This is a genomic window from Halomonas tibetensis (genome assembly GCF_042643535.1).
GTDB classification, from domain to species: Bacteria; Pseudomonadota; Gammaproteobacteria; order Pseudomonadales; family Halomonadaceae; genus Halomonas; species Halomonas tibetensis.
Window position 1 is genome coordinate 39,235 of sequence record NZ_JBHRSQ010000020.1, and the last position, 23,016, is coordinate 62,250.

Genomic DNA, 23,016 nt, shown 5'->3' on the forward strand with positions numbered 1-23,016 from the left:
AGAGCACGATTCCCCATCACCAAGGAGAGCGTCATGCAGATCCTGACCCTGGAACAGGGCACGCCCGAGTGGCATGCCGCGCGTCTGGGCATCGTCACCATGTCCGAGCTCAAGGCCCTGCTGGTCAAGGGCAAGGGACCCGCCGGCTTCGGTGCCGGTGCCCTGAGTTACATGCACCAACTGATCGGTGAGCGCATCACCGGCGAACCCTCGGATGCCTTCACGGGCAATGGCCATACCCAGCGCGGCCATGAACTGGAACCCGTGGCCCGCGAGCTCTACCAGGAGGCCACCGGTCTGCCCCGTCTGGAGCAGGTCGGCATCCTGCTCAACCACGGCGTGGGCTATTCACCCGACTGCCTGGTGGACAGCCGCGGCCTGGTGGAGATCAAGACCAAGCTGCCCAAGTACCAGATCGAGGTGCTGTTGGACGGCGAGATCCCCCAGGAGCATCTGGCCCAGTGCCAGGGTGGCCTGTGGGTCAGCGGGCGGGAGTGGATCGACTTCGTCAGCTACTGGCCGGGGATGCCGCTGTTCGTCAAGCGAGCCTACCGGGACGAGGAGATGATCCGCACCATCGCCGAGCGGGTAGAGGCCTTCTACGCAGAACTGGAGCGCCGCATGGCGCACGTCATGGCCGCCTGAGGAAATAGACCATGAACCATCGCAAACTGACCGCCGGCGAAGTCGCCGGCACTTACCACATCACCGCCCCGGTGACCGAAGCCGAACTGCTGGGCATCGCCCAGGCCTTTGCCCGACGCAAGCTGGCCCGGGGGCGCAAGCTCACCCAGCCAGCGCTGGTCTTCGAGTACCTGCAGGTACTCTTCCAGGGCTACGAGCACGAGGTCTTCAGTGCCCTGTTCCTTGACACCCAGCACCGGCTGATCCACTTCGAGGATCTGTTCCGCGGCACCATCGACTCGGCCAGCGTCTACCCCCGCGAGGTGGTGAAGAAGGCGTTAGCCTATAACAGCGCCGCTGTCATACTGGTCCACAACCACCCCGGCGGAGATCCCGAGCCCAGCGACGCCGACCGGCGCATCACCCAGCGCTTGAAGGAAGCGCTAGGCCTGGTGGAGATCCGGGTGATCGATCACATCGTCGTCGGCAGCGAAGGCTGCGTGTCCTTCGCTGAACGCGGCTATCTGTAAGCTAACGGCATAATAGCCACCACGGCGCTTCCCGCGAGGGCGCTGTGGTGGCAGGCAGAGCTGGCGTTTCTTTTTTTCAGCAACCGACCCGAAACCGGCTCGAGGATGGCAGTCTGCCGGTGGTCCCGGACCTCGATTTCTCACTCATCTCCTTCATCCCTTCGAGTAATCTTGTCCAGAATCCAGTCCTGCACCTCGCTCTCCACGCAGGCCCTATTTCGTTTCCCCAGCGACACCGGCCTCGGAAATGTTCCCTCGGAAATGTACTTGTATACTGTCGAACGACCCAGACCGGTGCTCTCCAGTACCTCTCCCAGCTTGATCAGTCTCATGGCAACGTGCTCCGTAATTTGCTCATGAGATCGGTGACGGGACTGAGAAAATAATTTGGGGGGATTCCCCTTAGGGAAACGCTGATCAATTCGTCACTGAGCGGCTGAAGCCTCAGAGAGGCACAGCCACCACGTCAGCGATCATTTTCAGACCACCTCAGGTGGTCTGTTTTCCCTGGCAGCCGGGGTAACCGGCTGCCAGGCAAGATTCAAGGCGCACTGGCCTCGTTAACTCGGCCCTTGCATCGTATCGCCAGCACCAGGTTGGCAAGCCCGAACAGGCTGAAGAGTTGCGCCTGATTCTTGGCCAGCCCCTTGTAGCGCACCTTCCGGTAGCCGAAGAGGTTCTTGATGACATGAAGCGTATGCTCGACCTTGGCACGGATGCTGGCCTTGGTCTTCTCGAGTGCCAGCAGTAGCGTTTTCATGGGGCTGTCTTCCAGCTTCTTGATGGCGCCGCGCTTCGCTGCAATACAGCATCGGGAATCCGGGTCGTCTTTCACATCGTCCAGGTACTTCCACACACTGAGGTAGCCCGCATCGCCGTATACCCGCTTGTCATCCTGCCGGACCAGATGATCTGCCATGGTGACATCGGCGACGTTGGCCGAGGTGGCGACGACACGGTGGGTCAGCCCCGTCACGGCATCGACGCCGATATGAGCCTTCAGGCCGAAATACCACTGGTTGCCCTTCTTGGTCTGTTTCATTTCAGGGTCGCGTTGCTTGGCCTTGTTCTTGGTAGAGGGCGTGGCCGCCACGATGGTGCCCTCGCGCATGAACAGGCCCTGCTCGGACAGGCTGGAGTTGATCTCCTCGAAGATCCATTGGGTCAGGGCATACTTCTCCAGCAGATGGCGGAAACGCAGCAGTGTCGTGGCGTCCGGTACGCCCTCGATGGCCAGGTTGATACCGATGAAGTCGCGCATGGCCTGGCTGTCGTAGATGGCATCCTCCAACGCCCCATCGGCGAGGGCGTACCACTGTTGCAGGCAGTAGATCCGCAGCATGCGCTCCAGGCCAATGGGCGGCCTACCTCGCTTGCCCGCAGCGTTGGGAAAGTAGGACGGCGACAGTGCATCGATCAATCGTGGCCATGGCACCAGGACATTCATCTGGGCCAGGAATCGCTCCCGGCGTGTAACCTTCTTCTTGTTCTGGTGCTCGGCCTGGGCGAACGAGATCTGCTTCATCGGTGTGCTCTGACTGACGGTGGCAGTATGGCGTTATTCTACCCCGCCGATGGCTGCAAGGCAGCTGTGGCGGGATTTAAGCAGCGTTTCCGAAGAGCGTGGAAATTCTGTGAAAGCGGACTAACCTGTGATGTAAGCTATAACAAATCAGATTTTCTTCGCCCATGCCGCTCGTCAGAGCAAGGCGTAAGTGATGCTTTGTGAACAGACCTTGGGCCGACTTTCGCCCACGGCTGATACTGCAAAATATTGCTGATAATGGGTATGAAGCCTCGGATACCAATATATTTGTGAGGGAAAAACAGGAGGTGGCATGGCAATTTTGAACGCTTATAACGATCTCATCCTTTTCCATGACCTTGACGGTCGCTATGGTGTGTTCGACCCGAACAATGGAGATATCGAAGTCCTAGGCGACTTCGGTCTCCTCTTGACGGATATAACTTACGCTGACGCTCACGGTTTGTTGGCGATCGATTTTTCTACGATGTACAGCGTTGATATCAACTCTGAAATTCTCGAATTCAAAATGGAGCTCCCAACTCAATTTGCCAATAGCTTCGGTTTCAGTCCGCGTTTACATGCAACCTATGAAAACCCATATGCTGTAGTGGCTGGGACCGATGGGATGTTTCACAGCATTAGAGTGGATAACGGAGAAATCTTGACTGAAGGCAGCCTTCCAGATGGATATTCCGCCTCTGGAGATATCTTTTGGTACGAACGTGGTGATGGTACCGCTGAATGGGTTGTTTCGGCTGAGACAGGGGGTGGGCTACTGGGCAAAAGTTATGAGTTCGTACGTTACGTTTATGAAGTGGTAGGTGAAGATATCGAGTATCTTCGTGCCGACACAACTAGCCATGGCGTTGCAGATCTCTGGGCGCTTGCGCCTGCTGGAACTGGAGAAGATTTTTACGGCTTCGCAGGTTCAAAAATATATCGATTTTCCTTCGAACCAGACGTGGTAACCCAAGTTACTGATATTGCGGATCTCGGTTTTATGGAGCTCGCTGGAGCGACAAAAATACCTGCCTCCTTGTTAGAGGAGCCCAGCGATACTTTCGTCTTGCCACGGATCACGGGGAATATTCTATTAGAGTTGGCTTACATCGCTGACGCTGCCTACCAGCAATCCGCAGGCGTCGGTGACTGGACTCCGCTGACAACCGAAATGCTTCAACAAGTGGGAGTAACGGAAGTTATACCGGGCTTCGATGGCAACGGCGTTCAGCATATCCATGTAACAGATTCTTTACTGTTTACGACACGTGCCCACGCATATGTGGGGGAAGTGGAAGGAAGGCCGACCATAGTTCTTGCGTTTTCCGGCACACACGAATCTTCTAATTTTCTCGGGGCGGCTGAACTATTTTCTCAGGCAGGCCGGTGGAAAAATTATTTCGACGCACATGAACCTTTTATTCGAGCTGTAGCGAACTTCGCCCAAGAGAGCGATTATCAGTTGCTGGTAACCGGCCACAGCTTGGGCGGGATTTTGACAGAGGCAACCGCTGCATCCCTGGACATTGAAGGGATTCCTGATGACGCGTATTTTGTGACATTTGCATCTCCCGGATCCGAAGCGGAAGTCACTGGCGATCATTCAGATAATCTGATCAACTTCGTCCGCGTAGATGACCCTGTACCCCGGACAGATAACATTCTCTGGAACCGAGATGGAGTGACTGTAAATCTTGTCACAACAGCGAATCCGCTGAGTCTCTCAACAGCGAATCATAGCATGGACGAGAAATATATACCTTCCATGGAGAGGTATATTTCAAAGTTTGGCGCAGACGGGTCTGACAGCTTCCGTGATATTGAGGATGCGCTTCTCAAAGGTAACAGCTCTCTTCCGCTACTGGATAATCCCGACAGCCCAACTCCTGATTTCCTTGTCATGAGTGCCTATTATTCCAATGTTCCACTCAGGGGGTCGCTGGATTACGGCATCGGTGTCTTATCATCCTCCCTTTACCTTTCAAATGCTGTTGGGGATGCTACTCGGCCCTTAAACTCAAATTTCAGTATTCCCTCTGTATCTTATGGCGAAATCACCACAATTGAGCCTTCCGCAATGAGTGAGCAGGATGTTTTTTCCAGGGACGTGGAGTTGGACGATATAGAGTCAGGTCAGAGCATCTACATTGGCGGAGTTCGGGATGTAGGCGTCGGCGCTGTGGAGGGGTCTCTGGTCATTTATGTTGATGAGGACAACAGTGGCGAGATTGACTCACGCATTACCATTCAAGGCGATCATGACCTGAGCCTTCTGCAGTTCGAGATGACGGACATCGGATTGCGTATCAGCTATGGCGACCCCCTGCCCATGGGAGACAGCGTTCTGATGGGCAGTAACGCCGATGAAGAGATCATTGGAACAGATGGTCCGGATATCATCCGCGGCGTCGGTGGAAATAATGTTCTTTTGGGAGGTGGGGGGGATGATGTAATTTTCGGCGGCACGGGGAATGACACCCTCGTAGGAGGTGACGGCAACAATCACCTAATAGTCACCTCCGGAAGTAATGTCATGCGAGGAGGTCCGGGTAATGATGTTCTCGAGGCGCGTTCCGCAGGTTTGAATATTCTAGATGGCGGATCCGGGGATGATGTCCTGATCGGATTTTTTGGTCCAACGCATTACTACTTCGATGCCGGATGGGGCTATGACATTATTATTGAAAGAGATGGGATAACCCACTCAATGGCCGATATCGACAAGATAATCTTCCGGGAAGGAGTAGATCCTGACGATCTCGAATTCGAAATAGATAGTGATGCAAATCTATTGATATCGAGCATAAATGAAAGTGACACCATTCTGATATCCGGGCAGTTCGCCAGCCCCGATTCAGCGCAAGTTGAGCTGTTGACATTCGAACACATGCCAGATGTTTACATCGACCTCACAGTCCCAGGCGACTTCGGCTTGAATGACGATTTGGTTCCAAATAGTCCGCCTGTTGTGGTCGACGACGCCTTCACAACGCGGCCGGGTGTCGAGGTCACTGGCAATGTGCTGACAAACGACTTTGATCCGGACGATGCCGAGCTGAGGGTCGTCTCCTTTAGCTACGCCGGCGACGGGACGCTTACTGTTCTCGCCGACGGAAGGTTTACCTATATTCCAGACACAAATTTCGAGGGACTCGAGGAATTCGTCTACATAGTTACCGACGGCCAGGGCGGTTCCGGTACTGCTAAGGTAGAAATTTCAGTGCAAGCCAATGAGACGGTTTCTGAACCTACGGTGATCGATGAATTCACAGCAGTGCTGGACGCAGCAGGATGGTCATGGCCGGGTGAGCTTGACGATAGCTTGAAGTCTACCGAGCCATTTCTTAATTACCCCGATCTTGATAGTGTCCTTGATCCGGTGATTCGGCTCTACACCGGCATGCTGGGACGAGCACCCGATAAAGATGGTGCAGAGTACTGGGTTACGCAAATCAACGCTGGTAAGAGTCTGCGTGACTTGGCTAACGGTTTCCTACAATCCGAAGAGTTTACTGGCCTGATCAACCAAATGGGTGGTGGTATTGAGGGTAGCATAGAAGCACTTTACCAGAACGTGCTCGGACGAAACGCTGACGAGGAAGGACGGACCTACTGGATTAATGAGTGGAATAGTGGACGCGTAGACTTAGCCGATATAGCACTTTCGTTTACCAACTCCGCCGAATATATTGATACCTCCTATTCCCTTGTTCAAGGCGCCAAGATACTGCTGTGGGGAGTTAACATGGAAGAACTGTCACCCGAGGCTCTGGGTTTTGATATGCTAGCCTTTGCCGAGGAGCAGCATGTCGCTGAATCGCTGGTGCGTCTCTACACCGGCGTGCTTGACCGAGAGCCTGATATCGAAGGGTTCGACTACTGGTTAGCGCGGACGAATGAGCCTAGCGAGCTTGACACACTGTCTAATAGTTTTATCAACAGTGCAGAATTTCTCGATGGTGAACAGTCAGTCACGCCAGAAGTTTTAATTGATAAACTGTATCGCAATGTGCTCGACCGAGAGCCTGACGATAATGGCTACGACTACTGGCTAGATGCCTTGGGTTCAGGAGAGATTGATCCTGGTAATATGGTGCTTGGCTTCACCAATTCAGACGAGTATCGACAGGAATCCCAGCCGTTGGTCGATGACTATTTGCAACAGCACTACGATGGGGGCCTGGTTGGCGTTCCGGTGGACATCGAATCGTATTTGCTGGGATAAGTAAGTATCTCCCGGAAAAGCCGGGAGATACTTACTGTGCGGATTCATTATAAGTTATACGATCTCACCTCGAAGAGATCAAATTACCAAGTCGTATACGGCATGGGGGCTCGTATCATAACTATCTCAGTTGGTCTATTAAGTCGGTTATGTAATTCGTGCTCTACACCTTTATTCGGAGTCGCTCGGTTGTACTTGACCGAGATTTACCGCTTCGCAATTTTCTGAACGCGCCGTTCCGTAGAGTGAATTAGGACCAGCCAGAGCTAACTCGTACGTATCGCTGTAATTTTGATTACGGTTTGGATTGTGTTGTGCCGACAGATTAAATTTAACTTCGCCGTCCTCGTTCGTAGGCTGCAATGTCAAGCTTGCCGAACCCGGTCCGTCGGTGTTACCACGACGCTGAAGTTTGTCATTATTCTGCCAGCCGCGGAAATGGGAAAGACGAAAGGCTCCCGACACTCCGTTAGAAAGAGTACGATTGGCTAGAAACCATATCTGTTGCGTTTTTCCTTCACATTCCAGCATTCCGTACCATTCCCCGAGTAGTTGGTCGAAGCTTTCAAGCGTGCCCGCACTGAGTGACACACTCGTGCCACCCGATGCCTGTGCCTGATTGCCACCGCTACCACCACTCTGGGCTGCTCGCGGTGTCATGGTGCATCCGCTCGCGGATGGGCGCTGCATCAGAGTTTCAATCGTCGATGTCTTGGGGATGTTGACCGCGGCGGCGGAGAACACCTGACCGGTCTCAGTGTTGATCAGCCGAGAGTTCACACGGAGGTCGTCACCAAGAGTAGTCAGGGAGCCAACGAGCAGGGTATCAACACCGTGGAGCCTCCCTAGCTCCTGGGTGGTATTGGCATCCACGGCTCCAGACATCGACAGCTCAAGCTCGGCAAAAATCCTGCTAAGCTGCGAACGCTCGATGATGTGCAGATTTCCATCCGGCACACTGAACAGGCTGAGCACTAGCTCGTCGACAAGGAAATTGCTCAACTCGCTGCAGGTATCATCAACATGCGGGAATGACGAAATAGCGATGGTCGTCTGGTCAGATGAACTGGAGCGCGCCACGATCTGACGTGCAAGATCATCGATGCCGCCCTCTATCCCTGACTGTGCTTGGGCGGCCCCTGGTAGCGCCATGGACAGAGTCATTAGAACAGCCATGCCTCGTAGCGTGTGGTACATCCCACCCTCCCGATTCAGCGTGTATATGTCATTTTTTTTGACTACGTTAAGTAATATGGGTCGAGAAAAAGGGTAGTGCAAGTTTTCGGTGCCCGATTAAGCAGTATGGGTATAGGGAATGAAAAAACGTTCAGGAGAAAAAAATGCAAAGATTAATCAATAAGTTACGTTGCAAGTATGGTCTTTTGATGATTCTAAGTCTGGTATTTTCTGTAGGTTTCTCTCAATTAGCATTTTCTCAGGAAGTTACTGCTGATGAATCCTCCGTCGAAGTTCAGGATGGAGATGGTCAGGATGAAGATAGTGATGAGCTGTCAGATGCTGAAGCGCGTGCGCTCCAGCCATTAGATGGCGAGTACGGCTCCGACGTGGAACAGCGTTGGAGAACAATTCTAGCTGACAGTGGCCTCCACGAGGGAGAGAACGAGAGAAACATCTTTATTTCTTCCGGTATCGCGACCGTCGCCATGGAAAAAGGGGTGCCGGGATGGATCGAATCACGTCGCATTGCGTATGACGTTGCCATGGCTCGCGCGAAAGCTGAGCTTGTTAGCACCATCGGCCAAAAGATCCAGCAGTCAGGCACTGCCCAGTTCACTACAAATGCCAGCTTCGGACAGGGTCAGATCCAAGAGATAGAAACGGTAGATCGCACGGCTCGGATCATTGATAAGGTTGGAGAGTTGACCGAGGCAACCCTTGATGCGGCATTGCGTGATATTGATCCAAATTATGATCAATCGAAATATGAAACCATGAGCATGCCGGAACGCCAGGTTGTCTTGGAAAACCTCTTTGAACAGAGTGCCTATCGTAGTGCGGCGCGTGTGATTTCAGGTGCCAAAACATTCCATGTCATTGAGGGGCAGACCTCCGACGGTTCGAATCATGAAATACTAGTGGGAATGGTATGGTCGCCAAGGCTTTCTGGCCTGGCCGCCGCAATACAAGATGGCCGCACCTCTGTGAAGGCTGACGGTACGCGTACCTCGGCCGAGGACATGGTTCCAAAAGCAGTGGGAGATGCAGTCACTGCAATGGGAACACGGATGTTTATAGACGACAACGGTGATCGCGCTATCATCTCCTACGCACAGGCTGAACCTGCGCAGGTAAATCCCAACGACCGGGATATGGCTCGTCGGGCGGCACTTTCAGTGGCAGAAGATCTTGCTCTTGGCCAAATAGCAGCGTTCGTTGGCGAGAATGTTGCTATGGAGAGCTCTGTCTCAGCTCGTCAACTCACCCAGGTTTATGCAGATCTGGTGCAGCGTGGCGTAGAGATCGACACCGAGCAAGTTCAGACCATCCGATCTGCGACAGGTCGTGTAAATATCTCTGGTGCAAACACGATTTGGCGTCAAGTCGTAGAGCATCCTGAGACACAACAGGATATTGCTGTTGTCGCGGTGGTTTGGTCGCCGAGCGGACAAGCCATGGGGAGGCGTATGGGCGAGGCAATTGATGCTGCGCGCGCCGCAGGGCCTGAGGCGGGCACGCAGACGCAGGGTGACCAAAATGATGAAAATGCTGAGGATAAATCGTCAATGACTTTTGAAAGCAAGCCAGTCGATCCGAGCATTCTCTGATCTGGTATGGGCAATGACATGATCGGTCATTGCCCTTGCCGTTACGAGCGAATCAAAAGAAACGGCGCGCGGTGTGGTTATTTGATCTTAGAAAGACCGAGCTTCACGTCTGCGCGTGTTTCATGGAGCATCCGATGGAAAAAATGAAAGCCTGGCTGTCATCACAACACCGCCTAGCTTGTTTGAGCATAACGTTTGTCGGCTTCCTTTTATCAGCCACCAGCGTAGCCGATGAAGCGGAAACAGGTATCAGCGCCGAACAAAAAAATTGGCCAGCGCAGACCAATAAGCCGGCTTGTGATGACAGTATGGCCGTCGAAATGCAGAGACGTGCGAGTTTCGTGACTCTTCAGGGGCTGGAGCCTGCACGTCAGGACGCCATTCGCCTTGCTCTCATTGATGCTTTACAGAATGTCTCAGGAGCCAATATTGCCCGCAGCACGCAGACATCGACCACCTCCACTAGATCCAGTCTCGAGCGCGAGACTCAGGAACACCTCGTTCTACGCAGCGACGGACGCGTGGTTGCCTGGGAGATGCTCTCGGAGGAAATTTCCATTGATTCCGACGAGGATGGGTTTATCGATGTCGTTGTTCGAGCGGAAATTTGTACCGGAGCTGATATTGATCACCCATTGGTTGTGGCACTTGAAGAGCCAGGAAATGGTCTGGGTACAGAGGCACCTGAGCTACGCTACAAGCTTGCGGACGCTCTCGGATCCTATGAAAATTTGAGTATCGTACCTGAGGTGCCGATCAATGCTTACCATGACATCAAGATCGTTTTCGATCATTCGGTGGATACGCAAACAGTCGATAATTCCGCTCAAGCGCGGATACTCCAAGAGTTCGGCGCTTCGGGCGCATTGTCAGACGACGCTCTGAAATATGTACTTACAACGGCCCGCGCCACAGTAATGGCTGTTCGTTTCTTTGATCAGGAGACAATCTCTGAGACAGTGACACGCCGTCTCAGGCGGCCGACAGGTGCGCAGAGAGAGGATGACGCCGTCGCTCTGGTGGTAGAAGCATTCCTGATTGCTGGCCATGCGGTAGGTGAACGGCTTGGTGCGGGTGAGCTCGAATACTCGGAACAATAATATTAAATAATCAACAAAAAATCCATGCTGGTTAAAAATTCTAATCAGATAGATGGAAACTAGACTTCTCTATTATATTTTTAGAAGCTCTTCGATGCCTGGCGACAAGAATATATTTCGCTTTGCACTTATGCGCGCCAATGCCTGATGGCTGGTGTTTCCTTGCTTTATCATGAAATAGCGAGCAACCATGCACACACTCCGAGACCGGCCTGCATGGCAGTGAACAAGGATTCGCTCGCCATTCGAGACTATATCGTGAATGAAATCGATGGCATCTTCGATAAATCGCTGTTCGTTCCCCGCACCATCCACCAATGGAACGCAGAGGATATTCAACTCATCATTGTCCTCCGAACAGCAATCAGTTGCCAGACAGAGAACGGCATCCAATTCCTCTTTGGTGGCGTTTCGCGCATCATGGAAGTTTCCGACAGCAATATTGGGATTTATCCAGTCCATATCGGTAGTACTCTTATTATCCTGTTTTTTAGATCTTAGGCTGCTTTGCCTCCAGCGCCCCAAAGATCCTATCAATGACGTTTTCTTCCCCGCGAACAGCGCATCGGGTCCGCCAGCATGCAGGTGGCTGAATGGTGGCCCATATAGTGCCCGGGCGTCCATTACTCCGCCGGACGTCAACTGATCGATTATCGTCTCTATGAATCGCACCTCCGACGACGTGAGGCTGCGGTCCGAGAGAAACTCGGGGAACGCCGCCTGAGCGGCTACACTGCTGGGCTGTCTGCATCTACCGACAAGAGAGGTCGCCGTGGGCTTTCGCTTCCAACGTCGTATCATCCACGCTCCGGGCATTCGGCTCAACCTCAGCAAGCGAGGCCTCGGTCTCTCGGTCGGTCCGCGCGGTGCGAGCCTCAGCGTGGGGCCGAGCGGCGTGCATAGACATGCGGGGATTCCTGGGACCGGGTTAGCTTATCGGCAGAAGTTGAATAATCGGTCTCGCTACGGCGTCGTACGCTCTGGTGCTGCTGGCGGTGGTGCCAGTCGCCGCTCCATGACGAATCCTTGCCCAGGGCCCTCGAACTGGCCAAGGAGGAACTGCAGAAGCAGCTTCAGGACGCCCAGCAACGTGCCCAGAAAACTGAATAGTCCGAAGCGGAGCCAGACCCTGACCGACCTTCGAAACAACATACGCTCCTCGAGTGGGCCTATGAGGGAGGAGGTAGACCTGGTCCCGAGGGTGCCACAGAAAGCGACAGCAATAGACCTGGCTGAGGTGTCCTGTTCGCACCACCAAGAGGCTGAGACCCGCATCCCTGATGCCGGCACGACGCGGTATTAGCCCATTCGGTTCCGCTACAGCTCGCTCAACTGGCATGAGGTGGCAAAAGTATGATCTTTGGCGAGATCGAGATGATGCCGGCCTGAAATGGCACCCGGATCATGACCTGTCCCTGCGGGCAGACTGAAGTGCTTGGGCAGGACATGGGGGCATGGCAGGCATTCGAGCGGTACTGCTGTCGGGTCGTCGATACCGAGCCACCTGCAGAACCTGAGTACGATGCTTGAATCATCGACTGCACATTGGGCCAAGGTCCTCACCAAATTGGCGTCCGCCTTGATCCGAAAGGGGAGGGGGCAGGGTTGTATCGATACTTCTAGAGGTAATGGCGATGAAGAGAAAAGTCCGGAGACTGTCCAAGTCCTTCCAGCCTGAACCGTTAAAAGCCAGAAACAAAGTATGGGCTGGAGTATGGGCCAAAGCATTTTAAAAATAAAAAAAGCCGCTGGAATCAGCGGCTTATCTGTAATTATTGGCGGAGGGGCAGGGATTCGAACCCTGGGAGGGTTTGACCCCTCGCCGGTTTTCAAGACCGGTGCAATCGACCACTCTGCCACCCCTCCTGCTTACGGCGATGAATACTACCAGCTTTCCGAGCTGGGTCAAGAGGCACGTCGGGGCGAGGGCTATCGGATCAAGGCGTTAGCTAGGTCCCCGACCAGGTGGCACACTGGACTCTGAGATGCAGGAGCCTTCCATGATCCAGATGAACCGTGCGCCTTCGTTGCCGACAGCCGCCGTCTCCTGTGCAGTAGTGAGGGAGGGGCAACTGCTGATGATCCGGCGGCTGAACCCGCCCAATGCCGGACGGCTCGCCCTGCCGGGGGGCAAGATAGAGCATGCCGAGTGCCTTGCCGATGCTGCGGAACGCGAACTACGCGAGGAGACTGGCGTCATAGCCAAGGCACGCGAACCGTTCACTGCCGTTGATATCATTGAGCGTGACGAGGCAGGTGGGCTGCGCTTCCACTACGTGGTCGTCGTCATGCGCATGGAATGGAAAGCCGGTGAACCAGTTGCCGGCGATGATGCATCACACGCCTGCTGGATGGACCTCGAAGCTATTGCGGACGCCGCCGGAGATGTCTGCGTCACGACGGCGAAGGTGGCAATGCATCTTCTCGGTGCAGGGAATCAGCGTTGAGCCAAGCCCGGTCAAGGGCTTGCGCAGGGAACCTCGAGTCGGCATTCTAGGTCTATTACAACGTTACACCCATAAACAGGAGCCTTGAATCCATGGCATACCAAGATACGCAGGTAACTCGCCCGCAGAGTCAGGCGATCGGCACCAACAAGGTGCTTCGCAATACCTATGGGCTGCTCGCCATGACGCTGCTGTTCTCGGCGGTCACGGCCGGCGCGGCCATGTCGATGGGCGTCGAGCGCATGAACATCTTCGTGTTCTTCATCGGTGCCTACGGCTTGATGTTTCTGGTTCATAAGACCGCCAACTCGGCTGCCGGCCTGTTGGCAACCTTCGCCTTTACCGGCTTCATGGGCTTCACCCTCGGGCCGATTCTCAACGCCTATCTGGCGCTGCCCAATGGTGCCGCTCTGGTCATGAACGCTTTGGCCATGACCGGCCTCACCTTTGTCGGTCTCTCCGCCGTGGCGCTGATATCCAAAAAGGATTTCAGCTTCCTGGGTAATTTCCTGATGGCAGGCGCCATTGTGCTGATCCTGGCCATGGTGGCGGGTCTGGTCTTCCAGATTCCAACCCTGATGCTGATGGTTTCCGCCGGTTTCGTGCTGTTTGCCTCGGCGGCGATCCTTTATCAGACCAGTGAGATCATTCACCGGGCCGGTGAGACCAACTACATTATCGCCACCATCACGCTCTACGTGTCGATCTACAATCTCTTTATCAGCCTGCTTTCCCTGCTCGGCATCATGAGCAGCGACTGACCCTTGCCGGTCACGAAGCCCTTGACTGGCCCCGCTTCGGCGGGGCCAGTCCGTTTGTGGAGTGACGATTTCCATGATGCGCTATGCGATTCTACTGATGGGGGCGCCCTACAGCAGCCAGGCCGCCCATTCCGCGCTGCGCTTTGCCAGGGCGGTGGCGGTAAGAGGACACCGCCTTGAGGGAGTGTTCTTCTACCATGATGGCGTTCACAATGCCGCGCGTCTTGCGGCACCGCCCCAGGACGAACCTCACCTTGTGGACGGCTGGGCGGCATTGGCCGGTGACCATGGCGTGCCGCTTCAGGTGTGTATTGCCGCTGCGTTGCGCCGCGGCCTGCTAGATGAGCGCGAGGCGGCCCGCCATGGCAAGCAGGGCTGTAGCGTCGAGCCTCCCTTCGAGTTGACCGGGCTTGGCCAGCTGGTGGATCTCGGTCTGCGCTGTGATCGGCTGGTGACTTTCGGACCCTGAGGAGGCGTCATGGCAAATGCGAAGGGACAAGGTGTCAAGGGTGACCTGCTGGTGGTCCTGCGGCACGGGCCCCACGGCACCAGCTGGCTACGCGAGGGCCTGGATGCGGCTCTTGTCGCCGCGGCCTTCGGGCGCAGGGTGACGCTGTTGTTCATGGGGGAGGGGGTGACAGCCCTGGTGCCGGGCCAGAAGAGCGGGCCCTTGGGGCAGAAGGGCACCTCGCCCACGCTAGAGATGCTCGAGATGTATGATATCGATACCCTGCTGGTTGAGGCTGATGCACTGGCCAGGTTTGGACTCCAAGCCGAGGACCTCATGCTTTCGGCCACGGCAGTGGAGGCCTCGGAGCTTTCCGTGTTGGCCACCACCCATTCACTGGTACTGACCTTCTGAGGGCGGCGATACCGCACGGAGACACGACGATGCTGCTGCATATTCTCAACCGCTCGCCGGCTACCAGCGAAGTCTATCGGCAGGCGCTTTCGGCCATGGGACCGGACGATAGACTGCTGCTGATCGAAGACGGCGTTCAAGGCGCCGTAGGTGCGCTGTTCGACCGCTTCGCTGGAATCGAGGGGCGTCTCTATGCCCAGGAAGAGGATCTTGTCGCTCGCGGCCTGGCGCCGCTCTGCGCACCTGCGGTGGTGCGGATCGACGTCGAAGGGTTCGTTACCCTTACCGAGGAGGCTCACAAAACCGTGAGCTGGTTCTGATGGCATCGACAAAAATATACCGTTGTCTTCATCTGTCTAAAGCACAGGTGGCATTGGACCCCGAAGGCTACCTTGTTGAGCTCGAGAATTGGTCAGCAGAAGTGGCTGAAGCGATAGCCACAGAGGAAAGCATCGAACTCACCGCTGAACACTGGGAGGTCATCAACGTTCTACGCGACTTCTACTGTCGTTTCGAACAGGCACCGGCAATGCGGCCGCTGGTCAAGGCCGTTGGCAAGGCGCTGGGCGAAGAAAAGGGGCGTTCTATCCATCTGATGCGCCTGTTCCCCGGCAGCCCCGCCAAGCTCGCTGCACGTATTGCCGGGCTGCCCAAGCCTACCCATTGCCTATGAGCGCCCGATGAACTTCCTGGCCCATGCTTGGCTCGCCCGTGGCGGCAGCGATGAATTCCTGTGGGGCAACCTGATCGCCGATGGGGTCAAGGGAAGTGATCTGTCGGCCTGGCCTACTGCGGTGGCGGAGGGAATTCGCCACCACCGCCGGGTTGATGCCTTCGTGGATGCCCATGACGTGGTCGCCGAGATACGCCGTCGAGCACCGAGCCGCCAGCGCCGATATGCCGGCATCGCTCTGGATCTGGTGTGGGATCACTTTGTGGCGCGTGAGTTGGACTTGCAGGCGCAACGCTCGCCGCTGATCGCACGCACCTATCGGCTACTCAAGGCCCAGCCGGCTCCCGCACGTCTGGCGACGCTGATGCCGGTGCTCGTCGAGCAGGACTGGCTGCATCGCTATGTCGATTTCGGCTTCACCTGCCGTGCCATTGCCGGTATCGGGCAGCGTCTTGCCGGTCACAACCACCTTGCCGAACTGGTGCCCTGGCTCGAGAAGGAGCGTCCGCGACTTGCAGACGACTTCCTGCGCCTGTGGCCGGAGGTGCGCCAAGCGTTGGAGGTGAGAGGATCGCACGGAGAGGCGCGATAGCGAACGCGGTAAGGGCTAGCATGGCGTAACGGCCTTAAACGCCGTTGAGCCAGAGGCAATCGATGGTGTCGCCCACCTCGATGCGGGACTCTGGCGCGATTACCGCGAGGGCGTCGGCGCTGATGCATGAGCTGAGTACGCCGGAATTCTGATCGCGAAAAGCCCTTGCGATGATCCCCTCATGCGTGAATGTCAGTGCGACTCGCATATAATGTTGGCGCGGGCCGGTCGTCGTAGTGAAGTCGGCCCGTGCGACGAGCCGTGGCAGTGTCGCCAGACATGGAGCGCCAAGCAGGGCGCCCATCAGCGGCCGCAAAAACAGCCAGGCTCCCACGAAACTCGAGACGGGATTGCCGGGAAGGCCTACGAATCGGACCTCTTTGGTCCCCGCAGCAAGTCGCCCCAGTGCCAACGGTTTGCCGGGCCGGATGGCCAGGCGCCATAGATCCAGCTGCCCCAGCGCTTCCACCGAGGCTTTTACATGATCTTCCTCGCCTACGCTGACGCCACCGGTCGTGACGACGACATCGGCTTCCCAGGCTGCGGTGGACAGTGCTTGTCGTGTTCCCACGGCATCGTCGGGAATCGACGCGATTCTCACGACGTCGGCGCCGAAATGTTCCAGTAGCCGCTTCAACATGGGGCGGTTGGAGTTGTAGATCTGCCCCGGGCCCAGCGGCTTGCCGGGGTCGACGATCTCGTCACCCGTGCTGAGCAGGGCGACCCGGGGTCTGCGACGCACCGTTACCTCGGTGATGCCCTGGCCGGCCAGGTGGCCGAGCGCCGCTGCCTCAAGCGGTACGCCGGCCGATAACAGCTCATCACCGGCGCTGACGTCGCGACCGCGGCGGCGGATATTGTCCCCGGGCGGGATCTCACGGGGGAGCGTGACGCCTTGGACTTCAACGTCGCAGCGCTCCTGCATGACCACGCAATCTGCACCTTCTGGGATAGCACCACCGGTGAAGATACGGGCGCAGGTGCCGCGCGCAAGGGGCTCTCCGGCGGCACCGGCAGCGATTCGCTGGCTCACTTCGAGCCAGCCCCCGGCATCGTCATGATGCAGTGCGTAGCCGTCCATGGCGCTGTTATCGAAGGGGGGAACATCCAGGCGAGCCGACACCGCTTCGGCAAGGATACGACCCGCAGCAAGCTCGCAGGGCAAGCGTTCGGTGGATAGGGGCTCAACCCCTTCAAGCAGAGCCGCCAGCGCCTGCTCGACGCTTTGCAGTTCAGCCATGCTGGCCTCGCTCGGGAATGACGAGGTTGGCCTGAATGTATAAAGAGCAGCAGGGTTTATGATGAAGATTCATGACGTTAACCATGCTGGCCTCGCTCGGGAATGACGAGATTAGCGAAATTACAGGGTTTATGCCGGCTATCGAGCTGCTCGGCGAGTATGCCGTCCCAGCCTGTTCGGCAGGCACCGGTGGAACCGGGCAGGCAGAACACCACGGTAGCGTTGGCCAGCCCCCCCAGACAGCGGCTTTGCACCGTGGAGCTGGCGATCTCCTGCCAGCTGAGGTGGCGGAACAGCTCACCGAACCCCTCGATCTCCTTATCCAGCAGCACCTTCACCGCCTCGGGGGTGGAATCACGGCCGGTAAAGCCCGTGCCTCCGGTAGTCAGCACCACCTGGATGTCGGGGTCGGCGATCCAGCCCGACACCACGGCGCGAATGCGGTAGATGTCATCCGGGACGATCTTCCTGTCCGCCAGGCGGTGACCGGCGGCGGTAAGGCGTTCCACCAGGGACTGGCCGCTGCGATCGGTGGCCTCGGTACGGGTATCGGAGATGGTCAGCACGGCAATGGCGAGAGGCAGCATCGGCTCGCTCATCACGCTTTCTCCTGCTTCTGCGCCTGGCGGGCCTCGAAGGCAGCCAGCTGCTCGGGCGTGGCGTCCTGCTGATGGTTTTTCTTCCACTCGGCGTAGGGCATGCCATAGACGTACTCGCGGGCGGCCTCATAATCGAGCTCGTCACCCCGCTCATCGGCGGCACTGACCAGCCACTTGGAGAGACAGTTGCGGCAGAAATCGGCCAGTATCATCAGATCGATGTTCTGGACCTCCTTGTGCTCGTCGAGATGCTTGACGAGGCGGCGGAAGGCGGCGGCTTCCAATTCGGTTCGGGTGGCGTCATCCAGGTGCTGCATGGCAGGCTTTCTCTCTTTCGCGTGGGTAAGGCGTGGGTCATGCGTGAATGTGAAGCTTTATATCAGGATAACAAAAGACACCGCCCGAAGGCGGTGTCGTATGGAGGAAACAACGAGACTTACCCGGGGCGAGACGCCGTTTCGCTGCTGTCGCCAGGGACGGTCTTGTCGCCGGTGAGTTGGTCCTCGGGCACAGCCTGGTCCTTGACCTCCTCGTACCAGAGGTTGTGGTGCTCCTTCGCCCAGGTCTCATCCACATAGCCGGTGGTCATTCCTTCCAGCGAGCCCTCCGACCCGATGGTGCCGATGTAGATGTGGCCCAGTGCCACTGCCGTCAGACCCAGGGCACCCACAGCGTGAATGATGTTGGCCCACTGCATGGTGTCGCGACTCTGGCCGTAGTTGGGGAAGTCCATCACCAGACCGCTCGCCACCACCAACAGTCCTGCAGTGGCAAGAAGCCAGAACCACAGTTTCTCACCGCCATTGGCGAAGCCGGCATCGGGGTGGCCCTTGCCCACCAGGCCGCCCCCCTGTTTGAACCAGGCCAGATCCGTGCGATCCAGCCAGTTGTGCTTCAGCACCCGCACCAGCAGCACCACAAGCAGGATGCCGAACAGCGGCCCCAGGTAGTTGTGCAGTAGCTTGGAGCCCGAGATCATCGATGCCCAGAACGCATCGCCGAACAGCGAACGGAACACGAACTTGCCATAGAGCAGGTTAAGCCCGGTGAGCGCGAGGACGATGAACAGCGAGGCCACGGTCCAGTGGATCGAGCGGACTACCAGCGGCCAGCGCAATAGCTTGCGGCCGGTGCGAGGTTCGCTGAGGTCCTTGCGACCGATAATCAGGTAGAAAAGCAGGATGACACCGGCCATGCCGCCGACGGCGATCAGGCCGAAGGGCGAGACCCAGCGGTTGCGCAGCTGACGCCAGCTCTCACCGCTGGCGTTGATCAGGTTGTAGGTGGAGTCGGCTCGGGTGTCGCGGAAGTTGGGGCCGACCTCGCCACTGCGTACCTGGCGCCAGGTGTCCGGCGTGACGGCTCCTACGGCCGCAGCGGCCTCCCTTTCGACCTCCGCTTGGGCCAGGGCAGGGGAAGCGAACAGAGCGGTCAGGAGGAGCAACAGCGCAAGCGCAATGCTCGCCCCGACGTTGGGCCCATTTCGACACAGGCTCATGAGATCACCTCCTAGCCCTGGCGGGTCGCGTCATAGGCCAGTGAATCAGCCTGGTTGAGGTCGGCGCCGGCGCGGGTGCGTTCCCGCTCGCGGCGCTGGTTGCCCGACCAGCCGCCGTCTGCATGGCCGCGCTGCACCACGCGCTGACGGAAGATGTCCGCTACCGTCTGGGCATCGCCGGCAAGCAGCGCTTTGGTAGAGCACATTTCGGCACATAGCGGCAGCTTGCCTTCGGCAATACGATTGGCGCCATACTTCTCGTATTCTTCCTCCTTGCTCTCCGCCGGACCGCCGGCACAGAAGGTGCACTTGTCCATCTTGCCGCGCTCGCCAAAGGCGTTCTGCTTCGGGAACTGCGGGGCGCCGAAGGGGCAGGCGTAGAGGCAGTAGCCGCAGCCGATGCACAGGTCCTTGTCGTGGAGCACGATACCGTCGTCGGTCTTGTAGAAGCAGTCGGTAGGGCAGACCGCCATGCAGGGCGCATCGTCGCAGTGCATGCAGGCCACCGAGATCGACACCTCGCTGGGTTCACCGTCGTCGAGGGTCACCACGCGGCGGCGCTGGATACCCCACTCGACGTCGTTGGCGTTCTTGCAGGCAGTGACGCATCCGTTGCACTCGATGCAGCGTTCCGCGTCGCACATGAATTTCATCTGGGCCATGGGAATCTCCTGGTAGGCGAGCGCAATCAGCTGGCTTTCTCGATGCGACACAGGGTGCACTTGGTTTCCTGCATCTGCGTCACGCTGTCGTAGCCGTAGGTCGTGGCGGTGTTGGCCGCCTCGCCGAGTACGTAGGGTGCCGACCCTTCCGGGTAGACGTCATGCAGGCTCTCGCCCTGGAACATGCCGCCGAAATGGAACGGCATGAACACCACGTCACGCGACACGCGAGGTGTTACCAGGGCCTGAACACGGACACGCCCGCCCTCGGCCCCCTCGACCCAGACCATGTCGCCGTCGGCCACGGCCAGGTCGTTGGCCAGCGCCGGGTTGATCTCGACGAACATCTGCTGCTGCAGCTCCGCCAGCCAGGACATGGAGCGAGTCTCCTCGCCGCCGCCCTCGTACTCCACCAGACGCCCGGAGGTGAGGATGATCGGATAGCGGTCCGAATTGTCATTGTCCTGAATGGTCTTGTAGAGCGTGGGCAGACGATAGTGTGACGCCACGTCGTCCCAGGTCGGGTAATCGGCCACCAGATCGCGGCGGCTGGTGTAGAGCGGTTCGCGATGCTTGGGAATCGGGTCGGGAAAGGTCCAGACGTTGCAGCGCGCCTTGGCATTGCCGAAGGGGGCACACTCGTGGGCGATGGCGACCCGCTGGATGCCGCCCGACAGGTCGGTCTTCCAGTTCTTGCCCTCCGCCTCGGCCTGCTCTGCCGGAGTGAGGTCGTCCCACCAGCCCAGGTCCTTGAGCATGGCATCGGTGAATTCGGGATAGCCGTCGTCGAGTTCGGAGCCCTCGCTGAAGACGCCGTCGGCCAGAATATTCTCGCCGTTGCGCTCGATACCGAAGCGCGCCCGGAAGGTCAGGCCGCCCTCGGAGACTCGCTTGCTGGTGTCGTAGAGGATCGGGGTGCCGGGATGGCCCATCTCGGCGGTGCCCCAGCAGGGCCAGGGCAGACCGTAGTAGTCGCCGTCGGCGGGACCACCTTCGGCCTGCAGGGTGCGAAAGCTGAAGGTGTGCCAGTTTTTCTGGTGAGCCTTTAGCCGTTCAGGGCTCTGGCCGGTGTAGCCGACCGTCCACATGCCGGCGTTGAACTCGCGAGTGATGTCTTCGATCAGCGGCTCGTTGCCATTCATCTGGAAGTTCTTGACGAGTTCGTCGCCGAAGCCCAGCTTTCTGGCCAGCAGATACATGATCTCGTGGTCGGGCTTGGCCTCGAACAGCGGCTCGATCACCTTGTCGCGCCATTGGATAGAGCGGTTGGTGGCGGTGACGCTGCCAGTGGTCTCGAACTGGGTCGCCGCCGGCAGCAGGTACACGCCGTCCTGGCGGCCGTGCATGACGCCGGCAACGGTGGGATAGGGGTCGACGATGACCATCATCTCGAGCTGCTGCATCGCCTTCTGCATCTCGGGGCCGCGGGTCTGGGAGTTAACCGCATGGCCCCAGTAGAACATCGCCTTTAGCTGGCTGCGCTGGGAGATCGCATCTTCTTCCTCAAGCACACCGTCGACCCAGCGCGACACCGTAATGCCGTTGCTGTACATGGGCTTCCCGTCGGCGTACTCGGTCTGGTCGAAGCGGCTCTTCAGCCAGTCGAGATCGAGGTCCCAGACCCTCGCCCAGTGGGCCCAGGCGCCTTCGGCGAGACCGTAGTAGCCGGGGAGGGAGTGAGACATCAGCCCCAGATCCGTCGCCCCCTGGACGTTATCGTGGCCGCGGAAGATATTGGCGCCACCGCCGGACTTGCCGATATTGCCCAGCGCGAGCTCGAGGATGCAGTAAGCGCGGGTATTGTTGTTGCCTGTGGTGTGCTGGGTGCCGCCCATACACCAGACGATGCAGCCGGGACGGTTCTCCGACAATCGACGGGCCGTGTCATACATCTGCGCTTCCGGGACGCCGCTGACCCGTTCCACCTCACTGGGTGGGAAGTTGGCAACCTCCGCGCGCACCTCGTCCATGGCATAGACACGCTGGTTGATGTACTCCCGGTCTTCCCAGCCGTTTTCGAAGATGTGCCACAGCAGGCCCCAGATAAAGGCCACGTCCGAGCCGGGGCGGATGCGCACGAAGCTGTCCGCCTTGGCGGCGGTGCGAGTGAAACGCGGATCGACGACGATGATCTGGGCGTTGCTGCGCTCCTTGGCCAGCAGGATATGCTGCATGGCCACCGGGTGTGCTTCGCTCGGGTTGGAGCCGATGAACATGATCGACTTGCTGTTCTGCATGTCGTTGAGCGAGTTGGTCATCGCTCCGTAGCCCCAGGTGTTGGCCACCCCGGCCACGGTGGTGGAGTGACAGATGCGCGCCTGATGATCGGTATTGTTGGTGCCGGCCAGGGCGGCAAACTTGCGCATCAGATAGGCCTGTTCGTTGTTGAACTTGGCCGACCCCAGCCAGTAGATACTGTCTGGACCATGCGCCTCGGTGAGCTGAAGCACCTTCTCACCGATCTCCTCGATGGCGTCCTCCCAGCTGAGACGCTGCCACTCGCCGCCGACCAGCTTCATGGGGTACTTGAGGCGCCGGCTGGAATGGCCGTGCTGACGCAGCGAGGCACCCTTGGCACAGTGGGCGCCGCGGTTGATGGGATGGTCGAAAGCGGGCTCCTGCCGGGTCCAGATACCTTCCTGCACCTCGGCATAGACGCCACAGCCCACCGAGCAGTGGGAACAGACCGTTCGCTTGGTCTCCACCGGCGAGTCGAGAACCGGGGTCTTCTCCGAGGCGTCGCTGCGACGCATCATCGGGGCGCCCATGAAGCCGGCCGCGGCGAGGCCGCCCGTGGCGGCACCGCTGCGCTGAAGGAACTGACGGCGGGAAATGCCCAGCCCTGGGCCCTTGGGGGCATCGCTTTTACGAGTCAGACGCATGGTGTGA

23 protein-coding genes and 1 tRNA gene are annotated in these 23,016 nt (G+C 57.8%); 13 read left to right on the forward strand and 11 right to left on the reverse strand.

Going from position 1 to position 23,016, the window contains the following annotated elements; genetic code table 11:
- Positions 1–33 precede the first annotated feature (33 nt).
- A complete protein-coding gene (locus tag ACFODV_RS14385; RefSeq protein WP_379760622.1) occupies positions 34–645 on the forward strand; it encodes a lambda exonuclease family protein in 612 nt (203 codons plus the stop codon).
- Positions 646–656: 11 nt separating this feature from the next.
- Entirely contained in the window at positions 657–1,154 is a 498-nt protein-coding gene (gene radC / locus ACFODV_RS14390; protein WP_379760624.1) for a RadC family protein, read from the forward strand.
- Positions 1,155–1,294: 140 nt separating this feature from the next.
- Here radC and ACFODV_RS14395 read toward each other — a convergent pair whose 3' ends face one another.
- Positions 1,295–1,486: a helix-turn-helix transcriptional regulator gene (locus ACFODV_RS14395; protein WP_379760626.1), complete on the reverse strand. Its 192-nt coding sequence runs from the start codon at positions 1,484–1,486 to the stop codon at positions 1,295–1,297.
- 209 nt (positions 1,487–1,695) lie between these two features.
- Entirely contained in the window at positions 1,696–2,679 is a 984-nt protein-coding gene (locus ACFODV_RS14400) for an IS5 family transposase (protein WP_379760628.1), read from the reverse strand.
- A 313-nt stretch (positions 2,680–2,992) separates the two neighbouring features.
- Here ACFODV_RS14400 and ACFODV_RS14405 point away from each other — a divergent pair, with 313 nt between their 5' ends.
- Positions 2,993–6,907, forward strand: a complete 3,915-nt coding sequence (locus tag ACFODV_RS14405) for a DUF4214 domain-containing protein (RefSeq protein WP_379760630.1) — start codon at positions 2,993–2,995, stop codon at positions 6,905–6,907.
- A gap of 171 nt (positions 6,908–7,078) precedes the next feature.
- Here ACFODV_RS14405 and ACFODV_RS14410 read toward each other — a convergent pair whose 3' ends face one another.
- On the reverse strand, positions 7,079–8,104 hold the full coding sequence (locus ACFODV_RS14410; protein WP_379760632.1) for a FlgO family outer membrane protein: 1,026 nt from the start codon (positions 8,102–8,104) through the stop codon (positions 7,079–7,081).
- Positions 8,105–8,247: 143 nt separating this feature from the next.
- On the opposite strand from ACFODV_RS14410, the gene ACFODV_RS14415 reads away from it, so the two are divergent.
- Complete coding sequence (locus tag ACFODV_RS14415) at positions 8,248–9,693, forward strand: hypothetical protein (protein WP_379760634.1); 1,446 nt, start codon at positions 8,248–8,250, stop codon at positions 9,691–9,693.
- A gap of 134 nt (positions 9,694–9,827) precedes the next feature.
- Positions 9,828–10,793, forward strand: a complete 966-nt coding sequence (locus ACFODV_RS14420) for a hypothetical protein (protein ID WP_379760636.1) — start codon at positions 9,828–9,830, stop codon at positions 10,791–10,793.
- A gap of 72 nt (positions 10,794–10,865) precedes the next feature.
- On the opposite strand, the gene ACFODV_RS14425 is transcribed toward ACFODV_RS14420, so the two are convergent.
- The gene (locus ACFODV_RS14425; protein WP_379760638.1) at positions 10,866–11,609 is read right to left on the reverse strand and encodes a dual specificity protein phosphatase family protein; all 744 of its coding nucleotides are present in this window, start codon (positions 11,607–11,609) and stop codon (positions 10,866–10,868) included.
- On the opposite strand from ACFODV_RS14425, the gene ACFODV_RS14430 reads away from it, so the two are divergent.
- Positions 11,566–12,096 carry a DUF4236 domain-containing protein gene (locus ACFODV_RS14430; RefSeq protein WP_379760640.1) on the forward strand — a complete coding sequence of 177 codons (531 nt, stop codon included), beginning with the start codon at positions 11,566–11,568 and terminating at the stop codon, positions 12,094–12,096. The genes ACFODV_RS14425 and ACFODV_RS14430 overlap by 44 nt on opposite strands.
- 473 nt (positions 12,097–12,569) lie before the next feature.
- Here ACFODV_RS14430 and ACFODV_RS14435 read toward each other — a convergent pair.
- A tRNA-Ser gene (locus ACFODV_RS14435) sits at positions 12,570–12,659 on the reverse strand.
- 134 nt (positions 12,660–12,793) lie between these two features.
- Between ACFODV_RS14435 and ACFODV_RS14440 the strand changes: the two genes are divergently transcribed.
- From ACFODV_RS14440 to ACFODV_RS14470, 7 genes are all read left to right on the forward strand, one after another.
- The gene (locus ACFODV_RS14440) at positions 12,794–13,240 is read left to right on the forward strand and encodes an NUDIX hydrolase (RefSeq protein WP_379760642.1); all 447 of its coding nucleotides are present in this window, start codon (positions 12,794–12,796) and stop codon (positions 13,238–13,240) included.
- Between the two features lie 92 nt (positions 13,241–13,332).
- On the forward strand, positions 13,333–14,001 hold the full coding sequence (locus tag ACFODV_RS14445) for a Bax inhibitor-1/YccA family protein (RefSeq protein ID WP_379760644.1): 669 nt from the start codon (positions 13,333–13,335) through the stop codon (positions 13,999–14,001).
- A 76-nt stretch (positions 14,002–14,077) separates the two neighbouring features.
- On the forward strand, positions 14,078–14,470 hold the full coding sequence (tusD, locus tag ACFODV_RS14450) for a sulfurtransferase complex subunit TusD (protein WP_379760910.1): 393 nt from the start codon (positions 14,078–14,080) through the stop codon (positions 14,468–14,470).
- Positions 14,471–14,479: 9 nt separating this feature from the next.
- Positions 14,480–14,863 (forward strand): sulfurtransferase complex subunit TusC, encoded by a 384-nt coding sequence (gene tusC, locus ACFODV_RS14455; protein ID WP_379760646.1) that lies wholly within the window; start codon positions 14,480–14,482, stop codon positions 14,861–14,863.
- Between the two features lie 29 nt (positions 14,864–14,892).
- Complete coding sequence (gene tusB, locus ACFODV_RS14460) at positions 14,893–15,183, forward strand: sulfurtransferase complex subunit TusB (RefSeq protein ID WP_379760648.1); 291 nt, start codon at positions 14,893–14,895, stop codon at positions 15,181–15,183.
- The gene (locus ACFODV_RS14465; protein WP_379760650.1) at positions 15,183–15,536 is read left to right on the forward strand and encodes a TusE/DsrC/DsvC family sulfur relay protein; all 354 of its coding nucleotides are present in this window, start codon (positions 15,183–15,185) and stop codon (positions 15,534–15,536) included. Before tusB ends, ACFODV_RS14465 begins: the two co-directional genes overlap by 1 nt.
- 7 nt (positions 15,537–15,543) lie before the next feature.
- A complete protein-coding gene (locus ACFODV_RS14470) occupies positions 15,544–16,128 on the forward strand; it encodes an acyl carrier protein phosphodiesterase (protein WP_379760652.1) in 585 nt (194 codons plus the stop codon).
- A gap of 34 nt (positions 16,129–16,162) precedes the next feature.
- On the opposite strand, the gene ACFODV_RS14475 is transcribed toward ACFODV_RS14470, so the two are convergent.
- The 6 genes from ACFODV_RS14475 to ACFODV_RS14500 all read right to left on the reverse strand — a co-directional run bounded on the left by ACFODV_RS14475 (position 16,163) and on the right by ACFODV_RS14500 (position 23,009).
- The gene (locus ACFODV_RS14475) at positions 16,163–17,368 is read right to left on the reverse strand and encodes a molybdopterin molybdotransferase MoeA (protein ID WP_379760654.1); all 1,206 of its coding nucleotides are present in this window, start codon (positions 17,366–17,368) and stop codon (positions 16,163–16,165) included.
- A 77-nt stretch (positions 17,369–17,445) separates the two neighbouring features.
- On the reverse strand, positions 17,446–17,967 hold the full coding sequence (moaB, locus tag ACFODV_RS14480; RefSeq protein ID WP_379760656.1) for a molybdenum cofactor biosynthesis protein B: 522 nt from the start codon (positions 17,965–17,967) through the stop codon (positions 17,446–17,448).
- Positions 17,967–18,284 (reverse strand): DUF1244 domain-containing protein, encoded by a 318-nt coding sequence (locus ACFODV_RS14485; protein WP_379760658.1) that lies wholly within the window; start codon positions 18,282–18,284, stop codon positions 17,967–17,969. The genes moaB and ACFODV_RS14485 overlap by 1 nt, the downstream gene beginning before the upstream one ends.
- A 119-nt stretch (positions 18,285–18,403) precedes the next feature.
- Positions 18,404–19,465 (reverse strand): formate dehydrogenase subunit gamma, encoded by a 1,062-nt coding sequence (locus tag ACFODV_RS14490; protein ID WP_379760660.1) that lies wholly within the window; start codon positions 19,463–19,465, stop codon positions 18,404–18,406.
- Between the two features lie 11 nt (positions 19,466–19,476).
- Entirely contained in the window at positions 19,477–20,127 is a 651-nt protein-coding gene (gene fdh3B, locus ACFODV_RS14495) for a formate dehydrogenase FDH3 subunit beta (RefSeq protein WP_379760661.1), read from the reverse strand.
- A gap of 26 nt (positions 20,128–20,153) precedes the next feature.
- Complete coding sequence (locus ACFODV_RS14500; protein WP_379760663.1) at positions 20,154–23,009, reverse strand: formate dehydrogenase subunit alpha; 2,856 nt, start codon at positions 23,007–23,009, stop codon at positions 20,154–20,156.
- Positions 23,010–23,016: the final 7 nt, after the last annotated feature.

Excerpts from the sequence above, each read along its gene's own strand:
- ACFODV_RS14500 (WP_379760663.1), bottom strand. The coding sequence starts at position 23,009 with ATGCGTCTGACTCGTAAAAGCGATGCCCCCAAGGGCCCAGGGCTGGGC.
- ACFODV_RS14445 (WP_379760644.1), top strand. The coding sequence starts at position 13,333 with ATGGCATACCAAGATACGCAGGTAACTCGCCCGCAGAGTCAGGCGATC.
- ACFODV_RS14475 (WP_379760654.1), bottom strand. The coding sequence starts at position 17,368 with ATGGCTGAACTGCAAAGCGTCGAGCAGGCGCTGGCGGCTCTGCTTGAA.
- tusB (WP_379760648.1), top strand. The coding sequence starts at position 14,893 with ATGCTGCTGCATATTCTCAACCGCTCGCCGGCTACCAGCGAAGTCTAT.
- tusD (WP_379760910.1), top strand. The coding sequence starts at position 14,078 with ATGCGCTATGCGATTCTACTGATGGGGGCGCCCTACAGCAGCCAGGCC.
- radC (WP_379760624.1), top strand. The coding sequence starts at position 657 with ATGAACCATCGCAAACTGACCGCCGGCGAAGTCGCCGGCACTTACCAC.
- ACFODV_RS14470 (WP_379760652.1), top strand. The coding sequence starts at position 15,544 with ATGAACTTCCTGGCCCATGCTTGGCTCGCCCGTGGCGGCAGCGATGAA.
- ACFODV_RS14485 (WP_379760658.1), bottom strand. The coding sequence starts at position 18,284 with ATGCAGCACCTGGATGACGCCACCCGAACCGAATTGGAAGCCGCCGCC.
- ACFODV_RS14465 (WP_379760650.1), top strand. The coding sequence starts at position 15,183 with ATGGCATCGACAAAAATATACCGTTGTCTTCATCTGTCTAAAGCACAG.
- tusC (WP_379760646.1), top strand. The coding sequence starts at position 14,480 with ATGGCAAATGCGAAGGGACAAGGTGTCAAGGGTGACCTGCTGGTGGTC.
- ACFODV_RS14405 (WP_379760630.1), top strand. The coding sequence starts at position 2,993 with ATGGCAATTTTGAACGCTTATAACGATCTCATCCTTTTCCATGACCTT.
- ACFODV_RS14490 (WP_379760660.1), bottom strand. The coding sequence starts at position 19,465 with ATGAGCCTGTGTCGAAATGGGCCCAACGTCGGGGCGAGCATTGCGCTT.
- ACFODV_RS14395 (WP_379760626.1), bottom strand. The coding sequence starts at position 1,486 with ATGAGACTGATCAAGCTGGGAGAGGTACTGGAGAGCACCGGTCTGGGT.
- ACFODV_RS14440 (WP_379760642.1), top strand. The coding sequence starts at position 12,794 with ATGATCCAGATGAACCGTGCGCCTTCGTTGCCGACAGCCGCCGTCTCC.
- moaB (WP_379760656.1), bottom strand. The coding sequence starts at position 17,967 with ATGAGCGAGCCGATGCTGCCTCTCGCCATTGCCGTGCTGACCATCTCC.
- ACFODV_RS14425 (WP_379760638.1), bottom strand. The coding sequence starts at position 11,609 with ATGCCCGGAGCGTGGATGATACGACGTTGGAAGCGAAAGCCCACGGCG.
- fdh3B (WP_379760661.1), bottom strand. The coding sequence starts at position 20,127 with ATGGCCCAGATGAAATTCATGTGCGACGCGGAACGCTGCATCGAGTGC.
- ACFODV_RS14415 (WP_379760634.1), top strand. The coding sequence starts at position 8,248 with ATGCAAAGATTAATCAATAAGTTACGTTGCAAGTATGGTCTTTTGATG.
- ACFODV_RS14385 (WP_379760622.1), top strand. The coding sequence starts at position 34 with ATGCAGATCCTGACCCTGGAACAGGGCACGCCCGAGTGGCATGCCGCG.
- ACFODV_RS14400 (WP_379760628.1), bottom strand. The coding sequence starts at position 2,679 with ATGAAGCAGATCTCGTTCGCCCAGGCCGAGCACCAGAACAAGAAGAAG.
- ACFODV_RS14420 (WP_379760636.1), top strand. The coding sequence starts at position 9,828 with ATGGAAAAAATGAAAGCCTGGCTGTCATCACAACACCGCCTAGCTTGT.
- ACFODV_RS14410 (WP_379760632.1), bottom strand. The coding sequence starts at position 8,104 with ATGTACCACACGCTACGAGGCATGGCTGTTCTAATGACTCTGTCCATG.